This window comes from Streptomyces sp. NPDC002088, from assembly GCF_040296605.1.
Taxonomy (GTDB): domain Bacteria; phylum Actinomycetota; class Actinomycetes; order Streptomycetales; family Streptomycetaceae; genus Streptomyces.
The window spans coordinates 154965-180311 of record NZ_JBEOXO010000021.1 but is presented as its reverse complement, the minus strand read 5'-3'; the positions used below and the strand labels follow the sequence as shown (position 1 = coordinate 180311).

Annotated in this window: 26 protein-coding genes and 5 pseudogenes; 11 read left to right on the top strand and 20 right to left on the bottom strand. The window is 69.2% G+C overall.

What is annotated here, in order from left to right; translation table 11 throughout:
* Positions 1-148 precede the first annotated feature (148 nt).
* The 4 genes and pseudogenes from ABT114_RS35605 to ABT114_RS35590 all read left to right on the top strand — a co-directional run bounded on the left by ABT114_RS35605 (position 149) and on the right by ABT114_RS35590 (position 4067).
* A pseudogene (locus tag ABT114_RS35605) lies at positions 149-359 on the top strand (hypothetical protein).
* A gap of 125 nt (positions 360-484) precedes the next feature.
* Positions 485-1009 carry a PadR family transcriptional regulator gene (locus tag ABT114_RS35600; protein ID WP_351147131.1) on the top strand — a complete coding sequence of 175 codons (525 nt, stop codon included), beginning with the start codon at positions 485-487 and terminating at the stop codon, positions 1007-1009.
* Entirely contained in the window at positions 1006-1695 is a 690-nt protein-coding gene (locus tag ABT114_RS35595; protein WP_351147129.1) for an ABC transporter ATP-binding protein, read from the top strand. Before ABT114_RS35600 ends, ABT114_RS35595 begins: the two co-directional genes overlap by 4 nt.
* Positions 1692-4067 (top strand): ABC transporter permease, encoded by a 2376-nt coding sequence (locus tag ABT114_RS35590; RefSeq protein WP_351147127.1) that lies wholly within the window; start codon positions 1692-1694, stop codon positions 4065-4067. Before ABT114_RS35595 ends, ABT114_RS35590 begins: the two co-directional genes overlap by 4 nt.
* 51 nt (positions 4068-4118) lie before the next feature.
* On the opposite strand, the gene ABT114_RS35585 is transcribed toward ABT114_RS35590, so the two are convergent.
* From ABT114_RS35585 to ABT114_RS35570, 4 genes are all read right to left on the bottom strand, one after another.
* Positions 4119-4547, bottom strand: coding sequence for a hypothetical protein (locus ABT114_RS35585; protein ID WP_351147125.1), 429 nt, complete (start codon positions 4545-4547; stop codon positions 4119-4121).
* A gap of 4 nt (positions 4548-4551) precedes the next feature.
* On the bottom strand, positions 4552-4962 hold the full coding sequence (locus ABT114_RS35580; protein ID WP_351147123.1) for a roadblock/LC7 domain-containing protein: 411 nt from the start codon (positions 4960-4962) through the stop codon (positions 4552-4554).
* 13 nt (positions 4963-4975) lie between these two features.
* Complete coding sequence (locus tag ABT114_RS35575; RefSeq protein ID WP_351147121.1) at positions 4976-5866, bottom strand: MarR family transcriptional regulator; 891 nt, start codon at positions 5864-5866, stop codon at positions 4976-4978.
* Positions 5867-6056: 190 nt separating this feature from the next.
* Positions 6057-7013 (bottom strand): hydrogen peroxide-inducible genes activator, encoded by a 957-nt coding sequence (locus tag ABT114_RS35570; RefSeq protein ID WP_351147119.1) that lies wholly within the window; start codon positions 7011-7013, stop codon positions 6057-6059.
* A gap of 133 nt (positions 7014-7146) precedes the next feature.
* Here ABT114_RS35570 and ABT114_RS35565 point away from each other — a divergent pair, with 133 nt between their 5' ends.
* Positions 7147-7701, top strand: coding sequence for a peroxiredoxin (locus ABT114_RS35565; RefSeq protein WP_351147117.1), 555 nt, complete (start codon positions 7147-7149; stop codon positions 7699-7701).
* Between the two features lie 4 nt (positions 7702-7705).
* Positions 7706-8239: an alkyl hydroperoxide reductase gene (locus ABT114_RS35560; RefSeq protein WP_351147182.1), complete on the top strand. Its 534-nt coding sequence runs from the start codon at positions 7706-7708 to the stop codon at positions 8237-8239.
* A gap of 154 nt (positions 8240-8393) precedes the next feature.
* Here ABT114_RS35560 and ABT114_RS35555 read toward each other — a convergent pair.
* From ABT114_RS35555 to ABT114_RS35540, 4 genes and pseudogenes are all read right to left on the bottom strand, one after another.
* Positions 8394-9737, bottom strand: a pseudogene (locus tag ABT114_RS35555) (AI-2E family transporter); the annotation flags it as partial.
* Positions 9738-9872: 135 nt separating this feature from the next.
* On the bottom strand, positions 9873-10574 hold the full coding sequence (locus ABT114_RS35550) for an aggregation-promoting factor C-terminal-like domain-containing protein (RefSeq protein WP_351147113.1): 702 nt from the start codon (positions 10572-10574) through the stop codon (positions 9873-9875).
* Positions 10575-11010: 436 nt separating this feature from the next.
* On the bottom strand, positions 11011-12336 hold the full coding sequence (phoH2, locus tag ABT114_RS35545; RefSeq protein WP_351147111.1) for an RNA 5'-3' helicase PhoH2: 1326 nt from the start codon (positions 12334-12336) through the stop codon (positions 11011-11013).
* Between the two features lie 350 nt (positions 12337-12686).
* A complete protein-coding gene (locus ABT114_RS35540) occupies positions 12687-13460 on the bottom strand; it encodes an isoprenyl transferase (RefSeq protein ID WP_351147110.1) in 774 nt (257 codons plus the stop codon).
* 747 nt (positions 13461-14207) lie between these two features.
* Here ABT114_RS35540 and ABT114_RS35535 point away from each other — a divergent pair.
* Positions 14208-15395, top strand: coding sequence for a winged helix DNA-binding domain-containing protein (locus ABT114_RS35535; RefSeq protein ID WP_351147109.1), 1188 nt, complete (start codon positions 14208-14210; stop codon positions 15393-15395).
* A gap of 117 nt (positions 15396-15512) precedes the next feature.
* Here ABT114_RS35535 and ABT114_RS35530 read toward each other — a convergent pair whose 3' ends face one another.
* From ABT114_RS35530 to ABT114_RS35515, 4 genes and pseudogenes are all read right to left on the bottom strand, one after another.
* Complete coding sequence (locus tag ABT114_RS35530) at positions 15513-16160, bottom strand: class I SAM-dependent methyltransferase (RefSeq protein ID WP_351147107.1); 648 nt, start codon at positions 16158-16160, stop codon at positions 15513-15515.
* A 103-nt stretch (positions 16161-16263) separates the two neighbouring features.
* A pseudogene (locus ABT114_RS35525) lies at positions 16264-16428 on the bottom strand (helix-turn-helix domain-containing protein); the annotation flags it as partial.
* Positions 16429-16532: 104 nt separating this feature from the next.
* Positions 16533-17690, bottom strand: coding sequence for an RNA-guided endonuclease InsQ/TnpB family protein (locus ABT114_RS35520; RefSeq protein WP_351147105.1), 1158 nt, complete (start codon positions 17688-17690; stop codon positions 16533-16535).
* Between the two features lie 166 nt (positions 17691-17856).
* Positions 17857-18081 (bottom strand): annotated as a pseudogene (locus ABT114_RS35515) (hypothetical protein); the annotation flags it as partial.
* A gap of 16 nt (positions 18082-18097) precedes the next feature.
* Here ABT114_RS35515 and ABT114_RS35510 point away from each other — a divergent pair.
* Positions 18098-18241 (top strand): hypothetical protein, encoded by a 144-nt coding sequence (locus ABT114_RS35510; RefSeq protein WP_351147104.1) that lies wholly within the window; start codon positions 18098-18100, stop codon positions 18239-18241.
* Positions 18242-18492: 251 nt separating this feature from the next.
* Here the strand turns inward: ABT114_RS35510 and ABT114_RS35505 are convergent, their stop codons facing one another.
* Positions 18493-18909 (bottom strand): ester cyclase, encoded by a 417-nt coding sequence (locus ABT114_RS35505; RefSeq protein ID WP_351147103.1) that lies wholly within the window; start codon positions 18907-18909, stop codon positions 18493-18495.
* Positions 18910-19264: 355 nt separating this feature from the next.
* On the opposite strand from ABT114_RS35505, the gene ABT114_RS35500 reads away from it, so the two are divergent.
* Both ABT114_RS35500 and ABT114_RS35495 read left to right on the top strand, forming a co-directional pair.
* Positions 19265-20362: an alpha/beta fold hydrolase gene (locus ABT114_RS35500; protein WP_351147180.1), complete on the top strand. Its 1098-nt coding sequence runs from the start codon at positions 19265-19267 to the stop codon at positions 20360-20362.
* A gap of 137 nt (positions 20363-20499) precedes the next feature.
* A complete protein-coding gene (locus ABT114_RS35495) occupies positions 20500-20988 on the top strand; it encodes a DinB family protein (RefSeq protein WP_351147102.1) in 489 nt (162 codons plus the stop codon).
* A gap of 13 nt (positions 20989-21001) precedes the next feature.
* Here ABT114_RS35495 and ABT114_RS35490 read toward each other — a convergent pair whose 3' ends face one another.
* The gene (locus ABT114_RS35490) at positions 21002-21877 is read right to left on the bottom strand and encodes an LLM class flavin-dependent oxidoreductase (protein WP_351147100.1); all 876 of its coding nucleotides are present in this window, start codon (positions 21875-21877) and stop codon (positions 21002-21004) included.
* A gap of 40 nt (positions 21878-21917) precedes the next feature.
* Positions 21918-22493, bottom strand: coding sequence for a dihydrofolate reductase family protein (locus tag ABT114_RS35485; RefSeq protein WP_351147099.1), 576 nt, complete (start codon positions 22491-22493; stop codon positions 21918-21920).
* A gap of 108 nt (positions 22494-22601) precedes the next feature.
* Between ABT114_RS35485 and ABT114_RS35480 the strand changes: the two genes are divergently transcribed.
* On the top strand, positions 22602-22973 hold the full coding sequence (locus ABT114_RS35480) for a DUF192 domain-containing protein (protein WP_351147097.1): 372 nt from the start codon (positions 22602-22604) through the stop codon (positions 22971-22973).
* Positions 22974-23018: 45 nt separating this feature from the next.
* Here the strand turns inward: ABT114_RS35480 and ABT114_RS35475 are convergent.
* The 5 genes and pseudogenes from ABT114_RS35475 to ABT114_RS35455 all read right to left on the bottom strand — a co-directional run.
* Positions 23019-23224 (bottom strand): annotated as a pseudogene (locus tag ABT114_RS35475) (ATP-binding protein); the annotation flags it as partial.
* A 27-nt stretch (positions 23225-23251) separates the two neighbouring features.
* On the bottom strand, positions 23252-23872 hold the full coding sequence (locus tag ABT114_RS35470) for an OmpA family protein (RefSeq protein ID WP_351147095.1): 621 nt from the start codon (positions 23870-23872) through the stop codon (positions 23252-23254).
* Between the two features lie 8 nt (positions 23873-23880).
* Positions 23881-24462, bottom strand: coding sequence for a hypothetical protein (locus ABT114_RS35465; protein WP_351147094.1), 582 nt, complete (start codon positions 24460-24462; stop codon positions 23881-23883).
* Positions 24463-24493: 31 nt separating this feature from the next.
* Entirely contained in the window at positions 24494-25087 is a 594-nt protein-coding gene (locus ABT114_RS35460) for a pilus assembly protein TadG-related protein (RefSeq protein WP_351147092.1), read from the bottom strand.
* The gene (locus tag ABT114_RS35455; protein WP_351147090.1) at positions 25087-25317 is read right to left on the bottom strand and encodes a hypothetical protein; all 231 of its coding nucleotides are present in this window, start codon (positions 25315-25317) and stop codon (positions 25087-25089) included. Before ABT114_RS35455 ends, ABT114_RS35460 begins: the two co-directional genes overlap by 1 nt.
* Positions 25318-25347 lie beyond the last annotated feature (30 nt).

The window sequence follows — 25347 nt, the reverse complement described above, 5'->3', positions numbered from 1 at the left end:
TTCTCGGCTGTCACACCGGTGCCCAGGGCAGGTCAGCTCAGAAAGCTAACACCGCTCTCTATGACAAAGAGATCCCGATCCGGTCTTTTACGGACGTGACAATCAGCACCCCGTCCCAACGGAACCGACGTACGAGAGGGGTCCAAGGTTGCCGTGCCGCCCTAAAGTGTTAGCGGTGGCGCTCGCACGGTGGGCCGGGGACGAGCTGCGCTCGGCCAACGCGCAGCTCGAGCTCCTCCTGCGGAGGGCGTTGGCGGAGGGCGTTGGCGGAGGCCGGGCGGCTGCCCGGCGAGGCGGGGCCGCTCCCGCGCCGCGGGCGGCCCCCTGGGCGCTCCGGCCCCAGCCCCTCGTCCAGCTGAGCAGCCCCCGCACGTGTAGCAGAACCGTGACAATCGCCCCCCACCTGCGCCCTCGTATCGCCCCGCCACGATCTACACGCTCCGCGTATACACGCGGCGTATACACCGTGTGTAGAGTCATCGGCATGTCCATCGGTCACACCCTCCTAGGGCTCCTGGAGTCCGGGCCCCGCCACGGCTACGACCTCAAGCGGGCCTTCGACGAGAAGTTCGGTCACGACCGGCCGCTGCACTACGGCCAGGTCTACTCGACGATGTCCCGCCTGCTGAAGAACGGACTCGTCGAAGTCGACGGGATCGAGGCGGGCGGCGGCCCCGAGCGCAAGCGGTACGCGATCACCGACGCCGGGATCACCGACGTCGAGCAGTGGCTCGCTACGCCGGAGAAGCCCGAGCCGTACCTCCAGTCGGCCCTCTACACCAAGGTCGTCCTCGCGCTGCTCACGCACCGCGACGCGGCCGACATCCTCGACACGCAGCGGTCCGAGCACCTGCGCAGCATGCGGATCCTCACCGACCGCAAGCGCAAGGGCGACCTCGCCGACCAGCTGATCTGCGACCACGCGCTGTTCCACCTCGAGGCCGACCTGCGCTGGCTGGAGCTGACCGCCGCGCGTCTCGACAAGCTCGCCGCGGCGGTGACCGAGTGACCGCCCCCGCCGGCTCGCTGCTCACCGCCCAGGACCTGCGCAAGGCGTACGGGCCCACCACCGCGCTCGACGGCGCCGAGTTCTCCATCCACCCCGGCGAGGTCGTCGCCGTGATGGGACCCTCCGGTTCCGGCAAGTCGACGCTGCTGCACTGTCTCGCCGGGATCGTCACGCCCGACTCCGGGTCGATCCTGTACAACGGGCGGGATCTGGCGACGATGAGCGACGCCGAGCGCAGCCGGCTGCGACGCTCGGATTTCGGGTTCGTGTTCCAGTTCGGGCAGCTGGTGCCGGAGTTGACCTGTGTGGAGAACGTGGCGCTGCCGCTCCGGCTGAACGGCACCTCGCGCAAGCAGGCCGAGAGGACCGCGCTGTCCTGGATGGAGCGCCTTGAGGTCGACGACCTCGCGAAGAAGCGGCCCGGGGAGGTCTCCGGCGGGCAGGGGCAGCGGGTGGCCGTGGCGCGCTCGCTGGTCACCAGCCCGCGGGTGCTGTTCGCCGACGAGCCGACCGGCGCGCTCGACTCGCTCAACGGCGAACGGGTGATGGAGCTGCTCACCGAGGCAGCCCGGTCGACCAACGCGGCCATCGTGCTGGTGACGCACGAGGCACGGGTGGCCGCCTACTCCGACCGCGAGATCGTCGTACGGGACGGGAAATCGCGGGACATGGAGCGCGTCGTATGAACGTGCGCAGGGGGAACCGCCCGCGCGAGCGGAGCCGAGCGTGGGGGAGGGCCCAGGACCTGGTCCTGGGAGTCCGGTTCGCCTTCGCGGGCGGGCGGGAGGGGTGGGTCCGGGCCGTGCTGACGGCGGTGGGCGTCGGGCTCGGCGTGGCGCTGCTGCTGCTGTCGACCGCGCTGCCGAACGCGATGTCGGTGCGGCACGAACGCGAAGAGGCCCGCCTGGACTACTCGTTCCTGGCCGAGGACCCGCCCAAGGGCGACAACACCTTGTTGATCGCCAACACCAACACGACGTTCCGCGGCAAGGACGTGCGCGGGCGGACGGTGGAGCCGGAGGGGCCGCGCGCCCCGCTGGCGCCCGGGGTGGACGCGTGGCCGGCGAAGGGCGAGATGCTGGTCTCCCCCGCGCTGAGGAAGCTGCTCGCCTCGGACGGGGCGAAGCTGCTGCGCGAACGGCTGCCGTACCGGATCACCGGGACCATCGGGGAGAGCGGGCTGATCGGCTCGCAGGAACTCGTCTACTTCGCGGGCGCCTCCGGGCTCGCCGCGCACATGGACGACGCGAACATGATCCGGCTGACGAGTTTCGGGAACCCGAACCCGACGCCCCAGGAGTCCGACCCGGTACTGGCCCTGCTGAACCTCGTCGTGATCGTGATGCTGCTGATGCCGGTCGCGGTGTTCGTCGCGGCGGCCGTGCGCTTCGGCGGCGAGCGGCGCGACCGCCGGCTCGCGGCGCTGCGGCTGGTCGGCGCCGACGGCGGGATGGCCCGGCGCGTCGCGGCGGGCGAGGCGATGGCCGGCGCACTGCTCGGCCTGGTCCTCGGCACCGGGTTCTTCCTGATCGGACGTCAGGTGGCCGGTTCCATGGAAGTGATGGGCATCAGCGTGTGGCCCAGCTACCTCAACCCCTCACCACTGCTGGCCGCGCTGGTCGCGGTGGCGGTCCCGGCGGCCGCCGTGCTGGTCACCCTCTTCGCGCTGCGCTCCGTGGTGATCGAGCCGCTCGGTGTGGTGCGCGCGGCGAAGCCCGCACGGCGCCGCCTGTGGTGGCGGCTGCTGCTGCCGGTGGCCGGCCTCGCCATGCTCTTCCCGATGATCGGGCAGGGGCGGTCCAACGGCGACTTCAACCAGTACCTGGTGACCGGCGGCGTCCTGCTGCTCCTCATCGGCGTCACCGCGCTGCTGCCGTGGCTGGTGGAGCGGTGCGTCGCCCGGCTCGGCCCGGGCGGGGTCGCCTGGCAACTCGCGGTACGGCGGCTTCAGTTGAGCAGCGGCACGGCGGCCAGGATGGTCAACGGCATCGCGGTCGCGGTGGCCGCGGCGATCGCCCTGCAGATGCTCTTCGCCGGGGTCGACGACCAGTACACCAAGTCCACCTCCCAGGATCTCTCCCGGGCACAGATGCAGGTGGGCGTGCCGAAGGGCGCCCCGCTGGAGGCGACCGCCCGGAAGTTCACCGAGACCAGGGGCGTGCGGCACGTCACCGCCCTGTGGGAGGGCTACTTCGGCGACTCCTCCTGGAACAGCGAGAACGGCCCGAGCCACCTCGCCCAGCTGACCGTCGGCGACTGCGCGGCGCTGCGCGAGGTGGCGAAGCTGCCCTCCTGCGCGGACGGCGACCTGTTCGCCCTCGACGGCACGGACTACTCCGCCGACACAACGCAGCTGAACAAGCCCGGCAAGAAGCTGTACCTCGACGCCTCGTCGGCGGGGGCCGGTAAGGAAGCCACCTGGACGGTCCCGGCGGACGTCGTCGCGGCCCACTCGGTCAAGGACCCGACCGGCAGCCTGCGCGACGGCTTCCTGATGACACCGGCCGCGCTGCCGAAGAACCTCGAGAGCGAGGTCACCGGCGAGCTGTACCTCTCCCTCGACGCGTCCGTGCCCGACGCCGACGAATACGCCCGCAACACCGCCGCCGCGGTGAACCCGCTGGCCGACCCCACGCCCTGGACCGCCACGACGACGTCCGGCAAGTTCGACTCCATCCGCACGGGGCTGCTCGTCGGCGCGATCTGCGTGCTGGCGCTGATCGGGGCGAGCCTGCTGGTCTCCCAGCTGGAGCAGCTGCGCGACCGCCGCAAGCTGCTGTCGGCGCTGGTCGCCTTCGGCACCCGGCGGCGCACGCTGAGCCTGTCGGTGCTGTGGCAGACGGCGATCCCGATCGCGCTGGGCCTGCTGCTGGCCTCGGCGGTGGGGCTCACGCTGGGCACGGTGCTGCTGAAGATGACGGGTACTCCGGTGGGCGTGGACTGGGTGAGCGTCCTGTCCATGACCGGTTCCGGCGCGGCGGTCGTCCTGCTGGTGACGCTGCTGAGCCTGCCTCCGCTGATCCGGCTGATGCGGCCGGACGGCCTCCGTACGGAGTAGGGAGGGTCGTGGGCCCCTCCCCGACCAACGGGGAGGGGCCACACGCGTGCTTCAGAGGCTGTACTCCCGCACCACCCGCCGGACCTGGGCGAACAGCATGCCCACGTTCACGGACTTGCGGCACACCACCACGGCGACGACGTCCTGCTGCTCGTTCATGCGCACGAACAGGTGTGTGAGGTTCTCGCTGTTGACCAGGATCTCCTGGAAGAAGTGGTTGTCGCCGGCGATGCCGCGGCGCTCCTTGAAGACGTCCTCGATCATCACGACCGTACGGCCCTGGAACAGGTCGAGGGTCGCGCCCGCCAGCAGGTCCAGGACCTCGGGCGGGTGGTTGTCGACGGTCTCGTACGACAGCAGCATCCCGGTGGACATGTCGACCGCGCCGGAGGCGACACAGTCGGGGGCATCGGTACGCAGGGACTTGACCAGGCCCATCACCTGGTCGGAGAAACCTGGGGACATACGCTTCGTCGCCATCCCTTCACACTCCCTCGGAGGCTTTGGTGTCTTGCGATGTGATGTCCCGCGCCGTGAGGATCGAGCCGATCCGGGTCAGGGCCGGCTGGGTCGCGGTGTGCAGGCGGTCCACGTCCATTCCCTCGTCGCCGAGTACGACCATCAGCGCGGTGTCGCCGACGGCGTAGAAGGCGGCGCAGCCGTGGCTGCCGTACGTCACCGTCCGGTGCAGGGCGCCGCGGTCGGTCGCCTCGGCGGTGCGGCGGGCGAGTCCGAGGCCGGCCGCGGCGAGGGCGGCGAGGCCCTCCGGGTCGATGGAGTCGGCGGTGTCGGCCGCGATGAGCAGTCCGTCGGCAGCCGCCAACGCGGTGTCGGTGATGCCGGTCACCTGCTCTCGCAGGCCGCGCATTTCCTGCGCGAGAGCCTTGTGGTCCATGTATGCAACTCCCCTAATTCCGATCGCATTTGTTCTTCTTTTTCATGTGGGGGGACATGGGGTTCATTTCGCGGTGGGATTTCCTGCGGGGCAGAGAGAGGGGGCGCGGGGGCGGTTCGGGGGGCGGCTGTGCCTCGCGGGGGCGCACTCCCGGGCAGTCGGGCGGTAGCCGGACCGGAATGGGTACGGGTGCGTCCGCGCACTCCAGGAGCCCCTCGCCGAGCATCCGGGCGAGCTCGACGGTGACGGTGTAGACCCCGCGTCCGGTACGGAAGGCCAGGTCACGGGCGGTACGGCGGCCGTCGGCATGGGTGAGAAGCTCGCGCTGCAACGCGGTGAGCCGCGCTCCGGCGCGCGAGACGAGCGCGGGTACGGGCCGTTCCCGGTCGGGCCGTACGGGATACGGCAGCGCGGCGAGGGCCGCCAGTTTGCGGGTCGCTTCCTGCAACAGCCGGGCCGACGCCTCGCCCACGGCGACCGGGGCGGCGGGCGGCTCGGCGCCGTCGAGGGGTTCGCAGCCGTCGACCCGGCCCGCCACGACCGCGAACGCCGCGTCCTGCAGCGCCATCACGCAGACGACCCTGAGCTGGGCGGCTCCGGCGTACCCGTGCGCGATCAGCCCGCCGGCCGGCCAGCGCGACCCACCGGACTCCCGCACCAGCTCGGCCCACTGCTCACCGCTGACCCGGCCGGAGCGCAGCAGCAGTGCGCCGGGGCCGGGGGCGCCGGGACTCTCGACGCAGACGACGAGTCCGTTGCGCAGGTGAAAGGTGCCGCCGGGTGATCCGGCCACCCGCAGTTCCCCCGTGAACCACTCCCGCCCGCAGTCCGCCAACGCGCGTGACAACAGGTCGTAACCGACCCGGCCGAGGGAATCCCGAGTGCCCTCCCGAATACCCGACATCACTCCCCTTGGCCTTCACTGGATTTCGCACATACGGCTGATGCGTAGCACCGAGGGGGTATGTGTATCAGTCCGGGCGCATATTCCGGCCGGGGTCTTCCTACCTGTCTTCAGGTGACGGAAGTTGACGTGCGGGGCCGTTCAAGGAGCTTTGTTCGGCGCTCATTTGAACGATTGGGAGAGGTAGTTTTCAGGTGCTCTCGTCGAGCACTCGCACCGGCAGCGGTCGCAGCGCCTCCCGCAGTGCGGCCGCCAGTTCCTGGTACTCGGCGCCGCGCGCGGTGCCCGTCCGCATGGCGAGGGCGATCCGGCGGGTCGGGGCGGGGTCGGCGAAGTAGCCGGTGAGGAGTTGGGTGCTGCGGGTCGTCTCCACCTTGACGGCGGTCCGCGGGAGCAGGGTGCAGCCCAGGCCGCCGGCCACGAGCTGGACGAGCGTGGACAGGCCGGCGGCGGTCGTGGTCACCGGGGCGTCCACGCGCCCGGCCTCCCGGCAGATGTCGAGGGCCTGGTCGCGCAGGCAGTGCCCCTCGTCGAGGAGCAGCAGGTTCAGCTCCTTGAGCGCCTCGCGCGGGATCCCCTCCCGGCCGCCGAGCCAGTGGTCGAGGGGGGTGACGAGCACGAAGTCCTCGTCGAAGAGCGGGAGTTCGACCATACCGGGCACCCCGAGGGGCACCGCGAGCAGCAGCAGGTCGAGCCGGCCGGTGCCCAGGCCGTCGAGGAGGTTCGCGGTCTGTTCCTCGTGGACCTGGAGGTCGAGCTGCGGATAGCGGTCGTGGACGAGACGCAGGACGGTGGGCAGGAGGTAGGGCGCGACGGTGGGGATGACCCCGAGGCGCAGTACGCCGGTGAAGGGGGCACGCACGGCCTCCGCCTCCTCCATCAGCGCGCCGACCTCCTCCAGCACCGCCTTCGTGCGTACGGCGAGACGGGCGCCGGCCGGCGAGAGCAGCACCTTGCGGGTCGTACGCTCCAGCAGCGTCACCCCGAGCGTCTCCTCCAGCGCGGAGACGGCACCGGAGAGCGCGGGCTGGCTCATGCCGATCGCCGCGGCCGCGTCGCGGAAGTGGAGATGCTCGGCGACGGCGGCGAAGGCCCGCAGCTGGGCGAGGCTGGGCTGCCTCCTCTTGCTCCCATTACCAATGGTCACTAATAACCGCCTCCGATCAACACCACCGAGTGTAGCTATTTCCCTAATCAATGCACCTTGTGCCAACATCGACAGCGTCCAACCCATGGGAAACACCCTCAAAAGGGGTGCTTCCTCGCTGCAAGGAGAGCGTGTGCTCACTGTCGGTGACAAGTTCCCCCAGTTCGAACTGAACGCCTGCGTCTCGCTGGAGAAGGGCAAGGAGTTCGAGACGATCGACCACAAGACCTACGAGGGCAAGTGGAAGATCGTCTTTGCGTGGCCCAAGGACTTCACCTTCGTGTGCCCGACCGAGATCGCCGCCTTCGGCAAGCTGAACGAGGAGTTCGCCGACCGTGACGCCCAGGTCCTCGGCTTCTCCGGCGACTCCGAGTACGTCCACCACGCCTGGCGCAAGGACCACGACGACCTGCGCGACCTGCCGTTCCCGATGATGGCCGACTCCAAGCACGAGCTGATGCGCGACCTCGGCATCGAGGGCGAGGACGGCTTCGCCAAGCGTGCGGTCTTCATCGTCGACCAGAACAACGAGATCCAGTTCTCCATGGTGACCGCCGGCTCCGTCGGCCGTAACCCCAAGGAGGTCCTGCGGGTCCTGGACGCGCTGCAGACGGACGAGCTCTGCCCGTGCAACTGGTCCAAGGGCGACGAGACGCTCGACCCGGTCAAGCTGCTGGCCGGTGAGTGAGCAGATGTCCCTCGACTCCCTCAAGTCCCGCGTCCCGGACTACGCCAAGGACCTGAAGCTCAACCTGGGTTCGGTCATCGGCAACTCCGACCTGTCCGCCCAGCAGCTGTGGGGCACGGTCCTGGCGACCGCGATCGCCTCGCGCTCGCCGATCGTGCTGCGCGAGCTGGCGCCGGAGGCGAAGGCGAACCTTTCGCCGGAGGCGTACACGGCGGCGAAGGCCGCTGCCGCGGTGATGGCGATGAACAACGTCTTCTACCGCACGCGCCACCTGCTGTCGGACCACGAGTACGGCACCCTGCGCGCGGGGCTGCGGATGAACGTCATCGGCAACCCCGGTGTCGACAAGGTCGACTTCGAGCTGTGGTCCTTCGCGGTCTCCGCGATCAACGGCTGCGGTATGTGCCTCGACTCGCACGAGCAGGTGCTCCGCAAGGCGGGCGTCGACCGTGAGGTCGTCCAGGAGGCATTCAAGATCGCCTCGGTGATCCAGGCGGTCGGCGTCACGCTGGACGCGGAGGCGGTGCTGGCGGAGTAGCTCCGGCCACGGTTCGCTTCCGGGCCCCGTTCACCCTTGCGGTGGGCGGGGCCCTGGCGTTTCCGCCCCCGCCGCCGCTACCCGTCCCGTCCCGGGGGCGCCGCGGGCGCCGGAGGGGCTGGAGGTGCGAGAACGCCGTGAACGGCTACTGCTTCGGCGCGTCCACCGGAGCCGTGTCCACCGCTGTCGCGCCCCTCGGTTCGGGGGCCGTACGCAGGGCCGGGCCCTGGGAGTACGAGCGCAGGTAGCCGACGACCGTGTTCGTGACCGCCACCAGCGGTACCGCGACCACCGCGCCGCCGATCCCCGCGACCATGCCGCCCGCGGCGACGGAGAGGACCACCGCCAGCGGGTGGACCCGGACCGCGCGGCCCAGGATGAACGGCTGGAGGATGTGGCCCTCGATCTGCTGGACCGCGAGGACCACGGCGAGGGTCATGACGGCGGTGAAGACTCCCTGGGTGACCAGGGCTACGACGACCGCCAGCGCGCCCGACGCCACCGCGCCGACCAGCGGGATGAAGGAGAAGAGGAAGATGAACACGGCCAGCGGGACGGCCATCGGGACGTCGAGGAAGTAGATGCCCAGGCCGATGAAGATCGCGTCGATCAACGCGACTATCACCGTGCCGCGGACGTAGGCCGTGAGGGTGCGCCAGGCGCGCGGTCCGGCCCCGGCGACACCCGGACGAGCCGCCGCGGGCACCAGCTTCAGCGACCACTCCCAGATGCGCCGGCCGTCGTAGAGGAGGAACAGGGTCGAGAAGACGGTCAGGAGGATGCCGGTCAGGGCCTCGACCACGACCGTGACACCTTCCAGGCCCGCCGACGTGATCTGGTCCGTGTTCGCGCCGATCGCCTCGCGCAGGTTCTTGGCGATCTCGTTGATCTGTTTGTCCGTGACGTGGAAGGGGCTGTTCAGCAGCCACTTGCGCAGCTCGTCGATGCCGTCCTGGACCTGGTCGGAGAGATTGCCGATGTTCTCCATGACCTGCCAGGTCACGAACCATCCGATGAGCCCCATGATGACGAAGCCGAGGATCGCCGTGAGCGCGGTGGCCGGGCCCCGCGGCACGCCGAGGCGCCGTAGCCGCGCCACCGTCGGCTGGAGCAGGGCGGTGATGAGCAGCGCCAGCACGAAGGCGAGCACCACGAGCTGGACGGCGCTGATGACCCTCATCAGGACCCAGACGGTCCCCGCGAGGACCAGCAGCCGCCAGCCCGCCTCGGCCGCGACCCGTACACCCCAGGGCACCGCCTGCGCGGGATCCGGGCGGACGGCGACGGCAACGGGCGGGTGGTCGGCGGACGCCGACTCGTACTCGGCCGGTGCGGGTGACGGGGACGGCGGGGTGGGTGGGGAAAGTGAGGATGGCGCGGGCGGCGGTTCGGGGTCGGTGTGCTCCCGTTCGAACTCGGCGCGGCGCTCGTCGAGGCGCTCACCCATCTCGGTCAGTCTGGCGCCGACCCGGCTGAGCCACCCTGGCACTCGCGACATGATCCGTCCCTTTCCCCCGTCTCTCCCCACTACTCCCCCCTGGAGTCGTTGCGTCCGACCGTACATGGCGAAAGCCCCTCCCCCTAGGACGGGGAGGGGCTTCGCAAGGTTGAGCGTCGGCAGCCGGGGCCGGTCTCAGTACCAGCTGTTCGCCTGCCAGAACGACCAGGCCTCGCAAGGGCTGCCGTAGCGGCCGTTCATGTAGCTGAGGCCCCACTTGATCTGGGTGGCCGGGTTGGTCTGCCAGTCGGAGCCCGCGGAGGAGTACTTGGAGGCGGGCAGCGCCTGGAAGAGGCCGTAGGCGCCGGAAGAGGCGTTGACGGCGTGGTAGTTCCAGCTGGACTCGTGGTCCACGATGTTGCTGAAGCACTGGAACTGGGCGCTCGGCACCATCTGGCGCGCCATCGCCTGGATCTGCGCGGTGGTGTAGGAGCTCTGCACGGCGAAGCTGGAGGCGTCGCGAGTGCTGCGGCTGGCCGCTTCCTTCGCCTCGGCGCGCTCCTTGGCCAGCTTCTCGGCGGCCTCCTTCTTCGCGACCGCGGTCTCGGCGGCAGCCTTGCGGGCCGCCTCCTCGGCGTCCTTCTTGGCGCTTGCGTCCGCGGCGATGGCCTGTGTGTCGGCCTGCTGCGTCAGGGACGCGGTCTGCACCTGGGCCAGCTGGCCCGCGGGTATGTCAGCGAGGAGCGTCGAGTCGCTTGCCGTCGCCTCTGCGTCGTTGGGCTGCGCGGTGCTGCCCGAAGCAACGCCGACGACGCTTCCGACGGCGGTGACCGCGGTGGCCGAAGCCACTGCGAATCCCCGGACCGAGATCCGGCTCACACGGTTTCCTTCCAGCATCGCCCGCTTCGGTGACCCTGGCGGACGCAATCGTGCCCCTGGCGCTGGCCTCCCAACTACGGGGTCACGGGAGGCGCGGGCCCGGTGGGCAACTCCCGGCACGGGAGCGCCGCGTGGTGCTCGGGCGGCATACGACGACGCTGTGGAGTTTGCTGATGTTTCTGTGGTGCCGTACCTCCCCCACTACGAAAGTGTGGGGGTACCCCCAGGGGTACAGGTGTGTCGTATGCGGGGCCTGACAGGAGTGAGACTCTGCCGCAACCAGACGCCGCAAGGCAATTCCGAGTTGCGTGTGAAAGCTCACATCCTGTTTGAGCCCGGGGATTTCATGAAACGGCCACATGCGAAGGCGCCGCCCGACTAGGCTCACTGCCTTGGTCGGACGGCGCCAACTACCGCTTAACCGGACTCAATTGGACAACCGGGCAACGGTCTCTCAGATCTGTACGTCCTCCAGCATTTCGGTCACAAGTGCCGCGATCTGTGACCTCTCGGACCTGGTCAGCGTCACGTGCGCGAAGAGCGGATGCCCCTTCAGTTTCTCCACGACGGCGACCACACCGTCGTAGCGACCGACACGCAGATTGTCGCGCTGGGCCACGTCGTGGGTCAGAACCACCCGCGAATTCGCGCCGATTCGGGACAGAACGGTCAACAGGACGTTCCGTTCGAGCGACTGCGCCTCGTCCACGATCACGAACGCGTCATGGAGTGAGCGGCCGCGGATGTGGGTGAGCGGGAGGACCTCCAGCATTCCGCGCGCGGTGACCTCCTCGATGACCTCGCGGCTGGTGACCGCGGAGAGGGTGTCGAAGACCGCCTGGGCCCAGGGGCTCATCTTCTCGGCCTCGGAGCCGGGCAGATAGCCCAGCTCCTGCCCGCCCACCGCGTACAGCGGACGGAAGACCATCACCTTCTGGTGCTGGCGGCGCTCCAGGACCGCCTCCAGACCCGCGCACAGCGCCAGCGCCGACTTGCCGGTGCCGGCCCGGCCGCCCATCGACACGATCCCGATGTCCGGGTCGAGGAGCACGTCGAGCGCGATCCGCTGCTCGGCGCTGCGCCCCTTGATGCCGAACGCCTCGCGATCCCCGCGCACCAGACGGATGTTGCCCTCGGGAGACACCCGGCCGAGCGCCTTGCCGCGCTCCGACTGGATGGTCAGGCCGGTGTGCACCGGGAGGTCGGCGGCCTCCGGCGCATACACGTGCCCTTCCTCGAAGAGGATGTCCACCTGCTCGCCGGACAGGGTCAGTTCGGACATTCCGGTCCAGCCGGAGGAGTCCGTGATGGCGAGCTCGGCGCGGTACTCCTCGGCGAGGAGGCCCACGGACGACGCCTTGATCCTGAGCGGCAGGTCCTTCGACACGACGGTGACGTCGAACCCCTCGGCCTGCAGGTTGCGGGCCACCGCGAGGATGCGGGAGTCGTTGTCCCCCAGGCGGTAGCCGGAAGGCAGCACGCTGGGGTCCGAGTGGTTGAGCTCGACACGAACCGTGCCGCCGAGGTCCCCGATCGGGATGGGGGAATCAAGACGGCCGTACCGGACCCGGTAGTCGTCGAGCAGACGCAGGGCCTGCCGGGCGAAGTAGCCGAGTTCGGGATGGTGCCGCTTGGCCTCCAGTTCCGTGACCACGACGATCGGGAGCACGACCTCGTGCTCGTCGAACCGGGTCAGGGCGTTCGGGTCGGCCAGCAGGACGCTGGTGTCGAGAACGTAGGTGCGCCGGTCTGGCTTGTGGCGCTTTGTGCTGGTCACCACGGAAGGACGTACCCCCTCGGATGAGGTCGGGGAGCGACGAGAAGGAGCTGGACCGGTTGACGGCACCGTTGCACCACGGGCCGAGAACCGGCCCTCCGCGGCTTCGTCCGTGCCGAGAACGCACGGTCGGGCTGGTGCAAAGGGCCTCCCGGGCGGACGACCCCGAGCCGTCCGCTGAGATGCGGCACCCGTGGTTCGGGTGCCGACCTGCTTGCCTTATGCCCTCGAACACGCACGGCCATGCCACGGCATATGACGGCGCGCCGGTGAACTCCTCGTTACGTCCGCTTACGTCCGCGTCGGACGGGATCCCCAGGACCTCATGGGACCCCACGGGGGCGTACGTGCGGTCAGCCGCCGTAGCGGCGGTGGCGCGCCGCGTAGTCGCGCAGGGCGCGCAGGAAGTCGACCTTGCGGAAGGCCGGCCAGAAGACCTCGCAGAAGTAGTACTCCGCGTGAGCGGTCTGCCACAGCATGAATCCGGACAGCCGCTGCTCGCCGCTGGTGCGGATCACGAGGTCGGGGTCGGGCTGGGCGCCGGTGTAGAGGTGCCGGCCGATCAGGTCGACGCTGACGGAGTCGGCGAGGTCCTCGATCGAGGTGCCCTTGTCCGCCGCGTCGAGGATCATGGAGCGCACGGCGTCGGCGATCTCCTGGCGGCCGCCGTAGCCGATGGCGACGTTGACCAGTATCCCGTCGACATGGGCGGTGGCCTCCTCGGCCTCCTTCAGCGCGGTCTGGATGTGGGAGGGGAGGATGTCCCGCGTGCCGACGTGGTGGAGGCGCCAGCGGCCGTCGGCGGCGAGGGTGCGCACGACGCCCTCGATGATGCCGAGGAGCGGGACGAGCTCTTCCTTGGGGCGGTCGAAGTTGTCCGTCGACAGCAGCCAGAGGGTGACGACCTCGACGTCCGTCTCGGTGCACCAGCCGAGGAACTCCTCGATCTTCTCGGCGCCGGCGCGGTGGCCGTGCTCGGTGGTGGAACCCGCGGCCTTCGCCCAGCGTCGGTTGCCGTCCATGATGACGCCGATGTGCTTGGGCACCTGAGCGTGGTCCAGGTGGCCTTCCACCCGGCGTGCGTACAGCCTGACCAGAAGGCCGCGCAGCTTGTCGCGCAGGTTCACGTGATTGTCAGCCCCTCCGTACGGTGGCGGTCCCCGCAGGCGAAGCCTATCGCTGCGCGGCTCGGGCGAGGGTTTGGGGTGCGCGTCGGCGGGTTGGAGGTGCGCAGCTGCCACGCCAGGGGGTGGTTCGGCACGGGCTGTGGCGGGCGGGCACAAAAAACGGGCCGGTCCGTGGGGGGGAGACGGACCGGCCCGAGGGGGGGTTTCCACCATAACCCTTCGTAAGGGATGCTGCGTGCATCGGCGTGCCACAACTACTCTCCGAAGTCGGATGGCGACGCCTCGGTGGCCTCGGAAGGCAGGGTTCGGGACCCGCGCACGGCCGAAACAGGGCGGATTGCCAGGTGTTTCGCAGGGGATGCGGAGAGATCTGAAGGGTTTGGTGCGTCCGGGGAGTCCCGGGCGTGTCGCCTTGGGTCCACTGGACGGGCGACCTCGACCGCGAACGCCCACTTGACGCCGGAGCGCCGCGCGTCCGAACGGGCGCGGCACCGCGCAGCCCCCTCCACTGCGCGGTACCGCCGCGCAGCTTTGCTCACGCGAATTGCCTACGCAGAATTTACGTGAGCCCGGGGGGCGAAGCGAGCCACACCGATAACGATGTGGAAACCCTGTGAAGAGTCGATGGCGATCTGTCCACGGACAGGTGGATCACCCGATTTGCTCCACAGTGGAGAGTGCGCGCGGCTCGGCCGGCCCGGCCCAAGCGGACACCTGCTGACCTCATTCCGTCCTAGCGTCGCCGGCATGACCTTGAGGATCACGTGGGCCGAGGCCGGCGCGCGGCGGCTCGAACGACAGTTCCTGGCCACTTCTGGCGCGGGACCCGGGACGGCGCCCGGTAGGGCGTCCGATACGGCGCTCGCCGACGTCGTCAGTGCGATGTGCGGCGCGCACGCGCAGGTGTTGTCCGCCGCGGAGGTGTCGGTGGGCGTGCGGACCGAAGGGGTGACGCGGGCGGATGTGCGGGCGGCGCTGTGGGAGGACCGTTCGCTGGTGAAGACGCACGGCCCGCGGGGGACCGTCCATCTGCTGCCCACCCGGGACCTGCCCCTCTGGAGCGCAGCCCTGACCGCCGTACCGTCCGGCGCGAGCCCCTTCCGGCCGGACGTCCGGCTCACCGAGGAGCAGGCCCGGCAGGTCGTGACGGCGATCGGCGAGGCGCTGGACGGCACATGTCTGACGATCGACGAGCTGAGTGAGGAGGTCGTGGCGCGCACCGGCCCCTGGGCCGGGGACCTCGTGATGCCCGCCTTCCAGGGCCTGTGGCCGCGCTGGCGGCAGGTGACGCACCGGGCCGGGCAGTCGGGCGCCCTGTGCTTCGGCCCGAACCGGGGCCGCCAGGTGACGTACACCCGCCCGCCCCACTTCACCCCGCTGCCGCCGCGGGACGCGCTCGCGACCCTCGTACGCCGCTACCTCCACGCCTACGGGCCGGCCACCCCCGCCCACTTCGCCAAGTGGCTCGCGGCGCCGGACGGCTGGGCCGGTGGGCTGTTCGCGACGCTGGCGGCGGACGGGGAGGTAGAGGAGGTGCTGTTCGAGGGCGCGTCGGCGTGGGTGGCGGCGGGCGACACCGCGTTCCCGGACGAGCCCGTACGGGGCGTGCGGCTGCTGCCCTACTTCGACGCGTACGCCATCGCCGCGCAACCGCGTGAGCTGCTCTTCCCGGGGGCCGCGTACCGGCGGGCACTGGCCGGCGGCCAGGCGGGGAACTACCCGGTCCTGCTGGTCGACGGCGTGGTGTCGGGCGTCTGGCACCAGCGGCGCCGGGGCCGGCGCATGACCGTCACCGTGGAGCCGCTGGGGCGGCTGACCGCGCGGCAGGAGCGGGAGTTGGGCGAGCGGGCCGAGCGGGTGGGTGAGGTGCTGGAGGCAGCCCCGGGGTTGGTGGAGCTGGTGATCGGGGAGGTGACGACGGGGCCGCATGCCTGAGCGCTCCGCTGGAAGCGCGGTGACGATCGTGCGGGCCGGTGGGGGCTGGTCGCGCCCACCCGGCGGAGTCGCATATCGAGACAGCCCCGCGCCCCTTGCGTCGATCTGGCCCCCGTCTCAGGTGATCGGCGGTGCCGCAATGCCGATGTAGTTTCCGGCCATGGTCCGGATGCCCACCGACCACCCCAGCGCTGTGAGGTCGTCCGTGAGGGTCTGGGCATCGTGGAAGACCTTCACGATGCGGTACTGGCTGCCGTCATCGAGCCGGCGCAGGGCCGCCGGGGCAGGCTGGTTCGCGAGGACTTCCTCATGTACGGCTGCGGCAGGACCGTCGTCGATGAAGACCGCTTTGCCGCCGGGCGCGAGCGCGGCGGCGACGGTGTCCCAGAAGTCGGGCAACCGCGTCGGCGGGACATGGGAGAGCCAGAAGGCGAAGAACACGGTGTCGTAGCGTCGTGGCGGCTGCCACTCGAACAGGTCGGCCTGAAGGAACTGGACCGTGGGGGACGCGGTGCGCGCACGAGCGAGGGCCAATACTTCGGCTGCCGCGTCGACAGCCGTCACCGAACGCGCCCGCGCGGCGAGCCTCGGGGTCCACTGGCCCGTTCCGCAGGCCAACTCCAGCACATCCCCGGCAATCGGGAGGTCATCGACGACAGTCAGTAGCTTCTGCAGGTTTTCGTACTCTGCGTAGGGTCGGTCGTATTCGGCCGCGCCAGCCCTGTAGTAGGCCATCTGCTCTGTCAGGAGAGCGTCGTCATCCATGCGGGTTCCCCACATCCGGGTTCGGTCAGAGCCAGGCGCGCTCAGCTCGCCGGCTTGGTCGCCACGGACACTGTCGGCCTTCACCTTTGGGCAAGGTCAAGAGTCATGGCTGGTGAGTGCCTGGGGTGTGCCCGAAGGTACGGCGGAAGACGTCGATGAACGCGCTGACCGACGACCAGCCGCACAGGTGTGCCACGGCGGTCACCGGCGTGTGCTCGGCCAGCAGGACCAAGGCGTGATGGAGGCGTAGCTGGGTGCGCCACTGAGGTCATACCGAGGTCGCTCGTCAACTTGACCTGGCCCTGAAGGGCCGGGCTTGGAGGTAGTGCCTGGCTGGCTGCCGGGTGGACTCCTCCGTCCAGACACCCCGGGTTACGGGGTGGCAGGGACGCGTGACTCACGCCCCGCGTTCCACACCGCAGTGCCGCGTTGGCGGATGTTGTGGGAAGCGTTCCGGTCCGCGTGGGCAACGACCCCGCAGTTCCGGCAGGTGAACAGGGCCTGGTCGACCCGGTTTCTCTTGTCGAGGTGCCCGCACGCACTGCAGGTCTGCGAGGTGTAGGCGGGATCGACATGGACCACGGGCACACCGGATCGGCGCGCCTTGTACGCGATGAACTCTCCCAGCTGGGCAAAGGCCCAGGAGTGGAGCGTGACCCGTTGGGGCTTACGGAGCCGTACCCTCTGCCGGATCCCTGTGAGGTCTTCCAGGGCGATACCGGCCGAGGTGCGTTCAGCCTCGGTCACGATGCGTTTCGCGATCACATGGTTGGCGTTCTTGACATGCCGCGCTTCTTTGCGCGCACGTGCTTTCAGGCGGCGCTTGGCGGACTGGGTCTGCTTCTTCTGCAGCTTGGCCCGCAGCTTCTGCTGCCGTGCACGGTAGCGGTTCAGGCCACGCCCGGCGGCCCGGTAACCGGTGGACGTGGTGGCGATGTTGACGATGCCGAGATCGACACCGATGAAGGACTCGGGCTCATACTGCTTGCCCTCAGGGACCTCGCAGGTGGCAAGCAGGTAGAACACCCCGTCACGTTCCACCAGGTCCGATTCGCCCTGCCGGTGCTCGCGCAGCATCGTCAGCCCGTCGGTGGAACAGAAGAACCGCACACCCCGGACGCGTCCGGCGGTCGTCCAGATCGACACCGTCTGCGCGTCCCACTGCCAGGACAGACACCGGTCGTCGTACGCGTGGGCCGCCTCGGGCCGGAAGGTGATGGGCTTGGACTCGGCTTTCCGGCGCCGCTTCGAGCCCGGCTTGCCGAGGTTTCCGGCCTTGATATTGGCCTTGAGCGTCGTATAGGCGTCACGGACCTTCTTGATGGTGTGCTGGGCCGCTTGCGCCCCCAACCCCCGCGCCCTCAGCTGGGCGTAGGTGTGCTTGCGCAGCTCGTACTCACGCGGCACGCCCTGCTCGAACGCCACCGCCGACACCTGGTTCGCGGCCTCATTGACCGTGCGCAGGGTCGCAAGCAGTGCGGCGGCCTGCCCGGCCTCCGGCACCAGCTTCACCTGCACCACCAGCTTCATGACCAGCGAACCTACACACCCATGCGACAGCCCACCGTACGTTCCCCGATCATCACCCGAACCGGTGAACCAGACCGCACCACCAAGGCCCGGCTCCGCCAGGCCACGAACCCGTCCGCTCCGCGGCCGAACCCGGGCCACAAAGGCTGCGGCGCTCCGCGCCGCTCCACTCAGGATGCGATTCCTCCTGGGCGTGAACGCCCAGGCTTCCTCGCAAGATCACGCTGAAGAGACGGGAGAGGGTGCGCTCGCTCGCCCCGACCTCTCTGCCCAGCACGGCCAGCGTGCGGTCGTCGGCCGGATCGGCGCGCAGGATCTCGCACAGTGCCTGGAGTTGAGGGGCGGTCGGCGAGGGCAGGTGCAGCGGCTGCTGTGGTGAGGCCCGCAGCTGTCACGGAGTGGAAGCCGTGTTCGTGACCATGAACCTGCTGAACTGCGATCTTGCCGAAGCTCAACGAGCCTTCTTCAACGCCCCATGCCGCGACGCCGAACGCCGCTTCCACAACCACGCCATGGACCTGCTCGAAGAGGCCGCCGACAGCGACGCCTGAACAGCACCAGCGGCCCAGCAGAGGCCCTTGGCTCGGCCATCAAGACTCCGCCGACCTCTGCCACCCACTGCCATCGTTTCCCTTCGGCATAGGAGAGGGCAGCGTGTCAGGGCTGAGCAATGACAATGATTGTTTCCTTCTCCGCGATTGAGTGCTCAGGATGACCTCAAATGCAAGAATCCGAACAAGCTCAATGTCTGGTGTAGATCTAGGGCCTGGATCGAGATCGTTGGGAACGTCCGCTCACAGGGTCACACCTCGGCGAGGCCGAGTTGACGCAGCATGCCGAGTTCGTCGCTGCTGCCCCAGCGTTCGACGAGCTTGCCGTCGCTGCCGAAGCGGCTGATCTGCATGCCTCGGTAGCTCACCTTCTTGCCGGTCGCTGGTTGCCCCATCAGCGGTCCCAGATGCGTCCCGGTGATGGTGTAGGCGAAGGCCAACTCGTCGTCAGTAGCCACCAGATGCTCCACCTCGACGTGCAAGTCGGGAAAGGCTGCTCGCAACTCGCCGAACATGGCCTTATATCCTTCGGGCCCCGACGCCTGTCCTGGGGCAGGGTCATGGTCGATCGAGTCGGGTGCGACGATCTCGTCGAGGGCGTCGAGGTTGCCGGTGACGACCGCCTCTCCGAAAGCAGTCTGCGCGGCGATGTTTGTCTGCTGGGACATGGGCACTCCTCGGGCGCGTGTCGCCCACCGGCCTGTCCGCCGGCCGCGAAGCCCACGCGCCTACGCCGTACTGCGACCGTACACCGGCCACACGCCCCCGGCCTCCGGAGCAGCTGCTCTCCATCGGTCGACCACGTGATGGCGCCGCCGGGCCACGCTCGGATCGAACGATCAGGGCGCGGCACCCGGATCCACCGCCGCCGACCCCTTGCGCAGTCGCGCAGGCTTCGGCCGATGGCCTGACGTTCCCGTGACCGGCGAGGTGACGGCTGCCGGACCGGGTAGGGGAATGCGGGCGTTCACCGTCGATGCAACTCGACTACCGGGCGGCCGCGATTTCACGGGAAGTATGGAGATGATCAGCAGACGAGCCTTCGGAAAGGTCGTCGGTACGGGAGCGGTTGCGGCCTCGACGGCCAGCCTTTCCGTGGCATGCTCGACTGCCATGTCCGGCGAAAACAATCAGTTTCCGCAGACGGACGAGCTGCTCGGCGGCGGGGGCGACGTCGGCAGGGTGAAGGAAGACTCGGGGTTCGGCTCATTGAAGCAGGTCAAGGCCGGCGTCCTGAATGTGGGATACGCCGAATTGGGCCCGGCCCATGGGCCGGTCGTTGTTCTCCTGCACGGCTGGCCTTACGACATTCACAGTTACGTCGCTGTCGCGCCGCTGCTGGCGGAAAAGGGGTACCGGGTCATCGTTCCGTATCTGCGGGGCCATGGCACGACGCGCTTCCTTTCGAGCGGGACGTTCCGGAACGCACAGCAGTCGGTATTTGCTGTCGACATCATCGCTTTGATGGATGCGCTGCGGATCGACAAGGCGATCCTCGCAGGCTACGACTGGGGATCGCGGACGGCGGACATCATTGCGGCGCTCTGGCCGGAGCGGGTCAAGGGCTTGGTCTCCGTGAGCGGCTATCTGATCACGAACCTGGAAGCCAACAAGAAGCCGTTGCCGCCGAAGCTCGAGTGGGCGTGGTGGTATCAGTTCTACTTCGCCACGGAGAGAGGCCGGCTCGGCCTCGAACAGAACCGGCATGATCTGGCGAAGCAGATCTGGAAGTTCAACTCCCCGACATGGGATTTTAGTGACGCCACGTTCGATCGCACCGCGGCAGCGTTCCGCAATCCGGATTACGTCAGCATCGTGATCGACAATTATCGCTGGCGGCTGAGCCTGGCCAAGGGCGACCCCCGTTACGACGACCTCGAAAAGCGGCTTGCCGCAAGTCCCGTCATCACCGTGCCCACGATCACCCTCGACGGCGAGGCCGATCCCTTCACGCCTGCGGGCGGCGGCTCTTCCTATCGCGATAAGTTCACCGGTCACTATGCGCACCGAACCCTGAAGGGGATCGGTCACAATCTGCCCCAGGAAGCGCCCCGCGACTTCGCGCAGGCCGTCGTGGACGTCGACCTTTTTCCCGCAGCCGGGCGGACGTCATCTTCATGACGGCGGGGTCGCGGGCCCGCATGCCCGGTGGTGGTGATCGTGGCAGGGCGTTGTCAGTGGGCGCTGCTAGTTTCGGCGGCATGACGCAATCTGACGCTCCTCATGTTGCCGGTGATGTCTCTGGTGGGGCCTCCGGAATGCCGTACCAGGGCTCGGAGAAGGAGACACTGCGCGCGAGCCTGGACCGGCACCGGGATGCTGTGGTGTGGAAGCTGGAGGGGCTGGACGACGAGCAGCTGCGGCGGCCGATGACACCGTCGGGGACCAGTCTGCTCGGCCTGGTGAAGCACCTCGGGGCGGTGGAGTACGCCTGGTTCATGGAGACCTTCGGCCGCGAGGTCGAACCGCTGTGGTTCGACCCGGGCGAGGACGAGGACATGCGCGCGGACCAGGGCGAGACGACCGAGCAGATCGTCTCCTTCTACGCCCGCGCACGCGCCGCCGCCGACCGCACGATCACCGAGCTGTCCCTGGACGGCCTGGGCCGGCCGTCGTGGCGGGACCATACGGTGTCGCTCCGCTGGGTCCTCGTCCACATGATCGAGGAGACGGCGAGACACGCCGGGCACATGGACATCGTGCGGGAGCTGATCGACGGGGCCACGGGGGATCGTCGGCCGGAGTGAGCGCGGGCGGCGGTCAGCCGAGCAGCGGCCGTACCTCCTCCGCCGTGAACCGTACGAAGCCCTCGGGGTCGGGTTCGTCCCCCGTCGGCTGGAGGATCACCGTGTCGGCGCCGGCGTCGGCCAGGCTTTGGACGGCCTTGGCGACGGCGGTCGCGTCTCCGGCGACGCCCAGGTCGGGGACGGCGGCGAGGCCCTCGTACTCCAGCTCGGCGCGCAGGCGGGCGGCGGCGTCGGGGCCGGTCGCGGCGAGAAGGTAGACGACGACCTTGTGCGGGTCGGTGCGACCGGCCGACTCCCGGCCCTCGTCGATGAGGCGGCGGGCCCGGCGGACGCCGTCGGGCGGGGTGGCGGCCGTAAGGACCGTGCCGTCGGCGGCCTCGCCGGACAGCCGCAGCGTGCGCGGCCCGGTGGCACCGGCCAGCACCTCGACGGGGGCTCCCGCCGGCGGCCAGTCGAGGCCGACGTCGTCGAGCTTGACGTACCGTCCGTCGGTCGTGAGCCGCTCCCCGCGCAACAGGGCGCGTAGCGCGTGCAGATGCTCGCGCAGGAGGGTCAGCGGGGACTCGGCGCGCGCCCCGACCTGCCCCATCCAGTCCTGCACGCCGTGCCCGACGGCGAGGACGGCGCGGCCTGGGAACATCCGGTGGAGCGAGGCGGCCTCCATCGCGGTAATGGCGACGTTCCGCAACGGCACGGGCAGAAGGCCGACCCCGACGCGCACCCGCTCGGTCCACGCGAGCGCGGCCGCCGCCGTCGAGATCCCGCCCTCGCGGAAACAGTCCTCCCACAGCCAGAGCTCTTCGAGGCCCGTCTCGTCCGCGAGGCGGACCACCGCGCGCAGTCGCTCGGGAGGAAGTTGGGGACGGAAGACAGCACCGAGTCCAGTCATGCAAGCTTCCTATCCGGCACCGGCCCGCCCCACAACTCCTTTACGCGTCGGCCCGATCGGCGCGCTCATACCTCAGAAGTACGACGCCGTTGCCGAAGGTACGGGTCTCGACGTGCCGCAGTGCCGTGGTCGTCGGCGACTGCGGGAACATGGGCGTGCCGCTGCCGACGAGCACCGGATGGACGTACACCCGGAACTCGTCGACGAGGTCGTGTCGCAGGAACTCCGCGGCGAGGTTTGCCCCGCTGAGCGCCAGGTCGCCGCCCGGCTGCTCCTTGAGCGTCCTGACCTCCTCGGGGACGACGTCACGGACGATCGTGGTGTTCCAGTCGGCGTGCGTCAGGGTCCGCGAGTAGACGATCTTCGGCTTGTCCCGCCAGATCCCGGCGAACTCGGCCATCGGGGCGGTGACGTCGGGGTCCGCGTCGGCCGTGGGCCAGTAACCGGCCATCAGCTCGTGGACGACGCGGCCGCTGAGGAAGGCGCCCATGTGGCGGAGGAGGTCGTTGAAGTGCTGGTGCACCGCGTCGTCGACGCGGTGCCAGCTGATGTCGCGGTCCGGGCCCTCCATGTAGCCGTCCAGGGACACGGACATCATCAGGACGATGTTGCGCATGCGGTGCTCGCTTCCGTCACGTCGTTGTGAGGGGACCACGGACTTACGGTCTCATGCGGGTGGGCGGCAGGCGGTTACCGTCGGACCGGAACGGGGGAGGTGACCGGCATGGGGCAGCGCTGGCGGGACGGGCGGGGAGTGCTGGTGGTACGGCGTGAGGGGGACACGATCACCGTCCCGTTGGAGATCGCCACCTCGTACCGCGCCCGTACGAAGGGCCTGCTGGGCCGGGACTCCGTCGACGGGGCCGTCTTGCTCTCCCCCGCAGGCAGCGTGCACACCTTCGGCATGCGCATCCCCATCGACGTCGCCTACGTCGACCGCCGCCTGCGCGTCATCGCCGTCCGCACGATGAGGCCGGGGCGGCTGGGGCTGCCCCGGCTACGTTCCCGGCATGTGCTGGAGGCGGAGGCCGGGGCGATGGCGGGGTGGGGGCTGCGGGTGGGGGCGCGGGTCGAGGTGCGGCCCGCTGACCAGTGACCGTCGGGCGGATGTAACAGTTCACTCGAAACTGTCACGTTGTGCTCAAGGCTGCCCGTCGCTGAGGTAGGCGCAGGCGCCTGTCCGTGGCAGTACCGCCCACATACGCGTGCCCCGCCCGGTTCGCGGGCCTCGCCGAATCCCCAGTCCCCGCCGCAGGCCCGTACTACGCAGGCCAGCACGCGCAGGTCCGCGCGGCGCCGGGTGTCGCAGGCGTCGGCGAGGCGGGGGTGGGTGTGGCGGGGGTGGCCGATCACCTGCTGTAGGCCCGCCCGCCCTCAGCTCCCCGAGCGCGGGAACGAGACCTCCACCCGTCGGTTCTTCTTGCGGCCCTCCTCCGTCGCGTTCGACGAGATCGGGTACTGCTCGCCGTAGCCGCGTACCTCGAAGGTGATGTTCGGGTCGTTCAGGTCCTGGGAGAGGACGTCCTGTACGGCGTTGGCGCGCTGCTTCGATAGGACGTCGCCGTGGGCCGAGCTGCCAAGGTTGTCGGTGAAGCCGAAGACGCGGATGTTCGTCGCGTTCTGCTTCTTGATCTCCTCGGCGATCGCGGCGATGCGCGCCTTCGCGTCGGCGCTCAGCTTCGCGCTGTCCTTGCCGAAGAGGACCTCGGCCTGGAGGGCGAACTTCACGGACGAGTTGGTGTCTTCTCGGCGTTCGTCTCCGGACTGGTCTTCTACGACCGACTTGATGTCCAGGACTTTGGGGGTGGCGAGGGTGGCGCCGTCCGGCAGCTTCAGGTCGGGGTCGTTGGGATCGACTTGGACAGGGGCCGAGGCACTCGCTTCGATGCCCGGCGGAACGCTGGGGCTGTCGTCGGCGTGCGCGGTTGCTGCGCCGACGACGTTCGCAGCGACCATGCACGACGCAGCGGTGAGGGTGAGAAGCAGACGCGGCATGACGGGCCTCACCCGGAGATCTGAATGGTCGCGGTGGGGAAGCCGGGCAGCTGGAAGCCGACCTCAGTGGTACTGGTCGGAGGGGATGGGAACTGCATGAACACCGGGATCGACTCACCGGCCTTCAAAGCCGGCAGGCCCGTCGTGGTGAGCGGGCGCCCCTCGGTGTCACGCAGGACGTAATAGCGCTTCTTCCCCTTGGAATCCACCAGCGTGGCGCCACCCAGTGAGCTGCCGTTCCTGATGATCTCGGTCTCGTTGCCGCTCAGATTGGACGGAATGACGACCGTGCCGGATCCGTCGTTCTTCATGTTTCCGTTCACTGTGACAAAACCGCCCGAGTCCCGCGCCGCTGAGGTGATTTGCAGGAGCAGGCCCTGTGGCCCCTTCAACTCGGCCAGCGGCTCTTCAGACTGCCCCTCTTGAGCACTCGGGTTGGATCCGTTGCCCTTGGTGGCGGAAGCCGAGGTCTCCGGCTTCTTGTCGTCGTCGCCACCTCCGCCGCAGCCGGCCACGCCAAGAGCCAGGCCGGCCACAACAGTCAACGCGACCATCCCGCTGCGGGCCTTCGCAGTGAACCGAATGCTCATAGCTCTGCTTCCTTCACTCGTCGTTCGCATGTCAGTCGGCCAGGTGGACGTCGAAGAGATCCTCGGGTTCCGGGAGCGTCGCGCTGTCGTCCGGGTCCAGGTCCCAGTTCCGGTCCTTGCAGGTGAGCTGCGGCAGTACGTCGTCACCGGCGTCCTCGCCCGGGAGCTCGAACATGCAGAGCGGCTCGATCACGGCAGTGGCGGACGCCTTCGCGTACGTGTCCTCCGTACCGGGAACGACGGAGTCTCCGACCGGCTTGTCCGTCTGGACGTCGACCGTGTAGCCGAGAAGACCATCGGGACCGCAGCCGGTCACGTGGGCCTCATTCTGCGCGGCCAACTGATAGGCCCGCCAGCATGAAGGATCGACCGTCACATTGCCGTCGAAGACGTCCTGCCACTTGGTCGGGTCGAGGACGTCATCGAGCCATTTGCCCGCAAGCTGGTCTCGGGTGTCCTGGGCCGCCGCGAGCGCCGCCGCGTCGGCTGCCGTCTGTGCTCCGTTCCGGTTCGCTGCCGCTTGGCCGACCGCGAGGTAGGCGAACGCAAGAAAGAGCAGGCCCGCCACCACCGTGATGTAGATGGGGAAGGCCTGCCCTGCGTCACCGCGCCCGCGCGAACGCATCAGGTGATTTCGGTGATCTTCGCCTTGATCTTGTCGAGGATCGTCTGCCCGATGTCCGTACCCGTAATAGCCAGCACGATCGCCACAACCACCGCGATGATGCCCAGATACTCGACCGCGGTCTGCCCCTTGTCGCCGGCCCGGCGTCGCATCGCCTCCGCCGTCGTGTTCTTCCAGCCGTTCACGCGGACCTTGGCCGCGACGGCCGTCTTCAGCATGAGGTCGCTCATGGTGTGCCCCTCCAGGTGTCGCGTCACGAG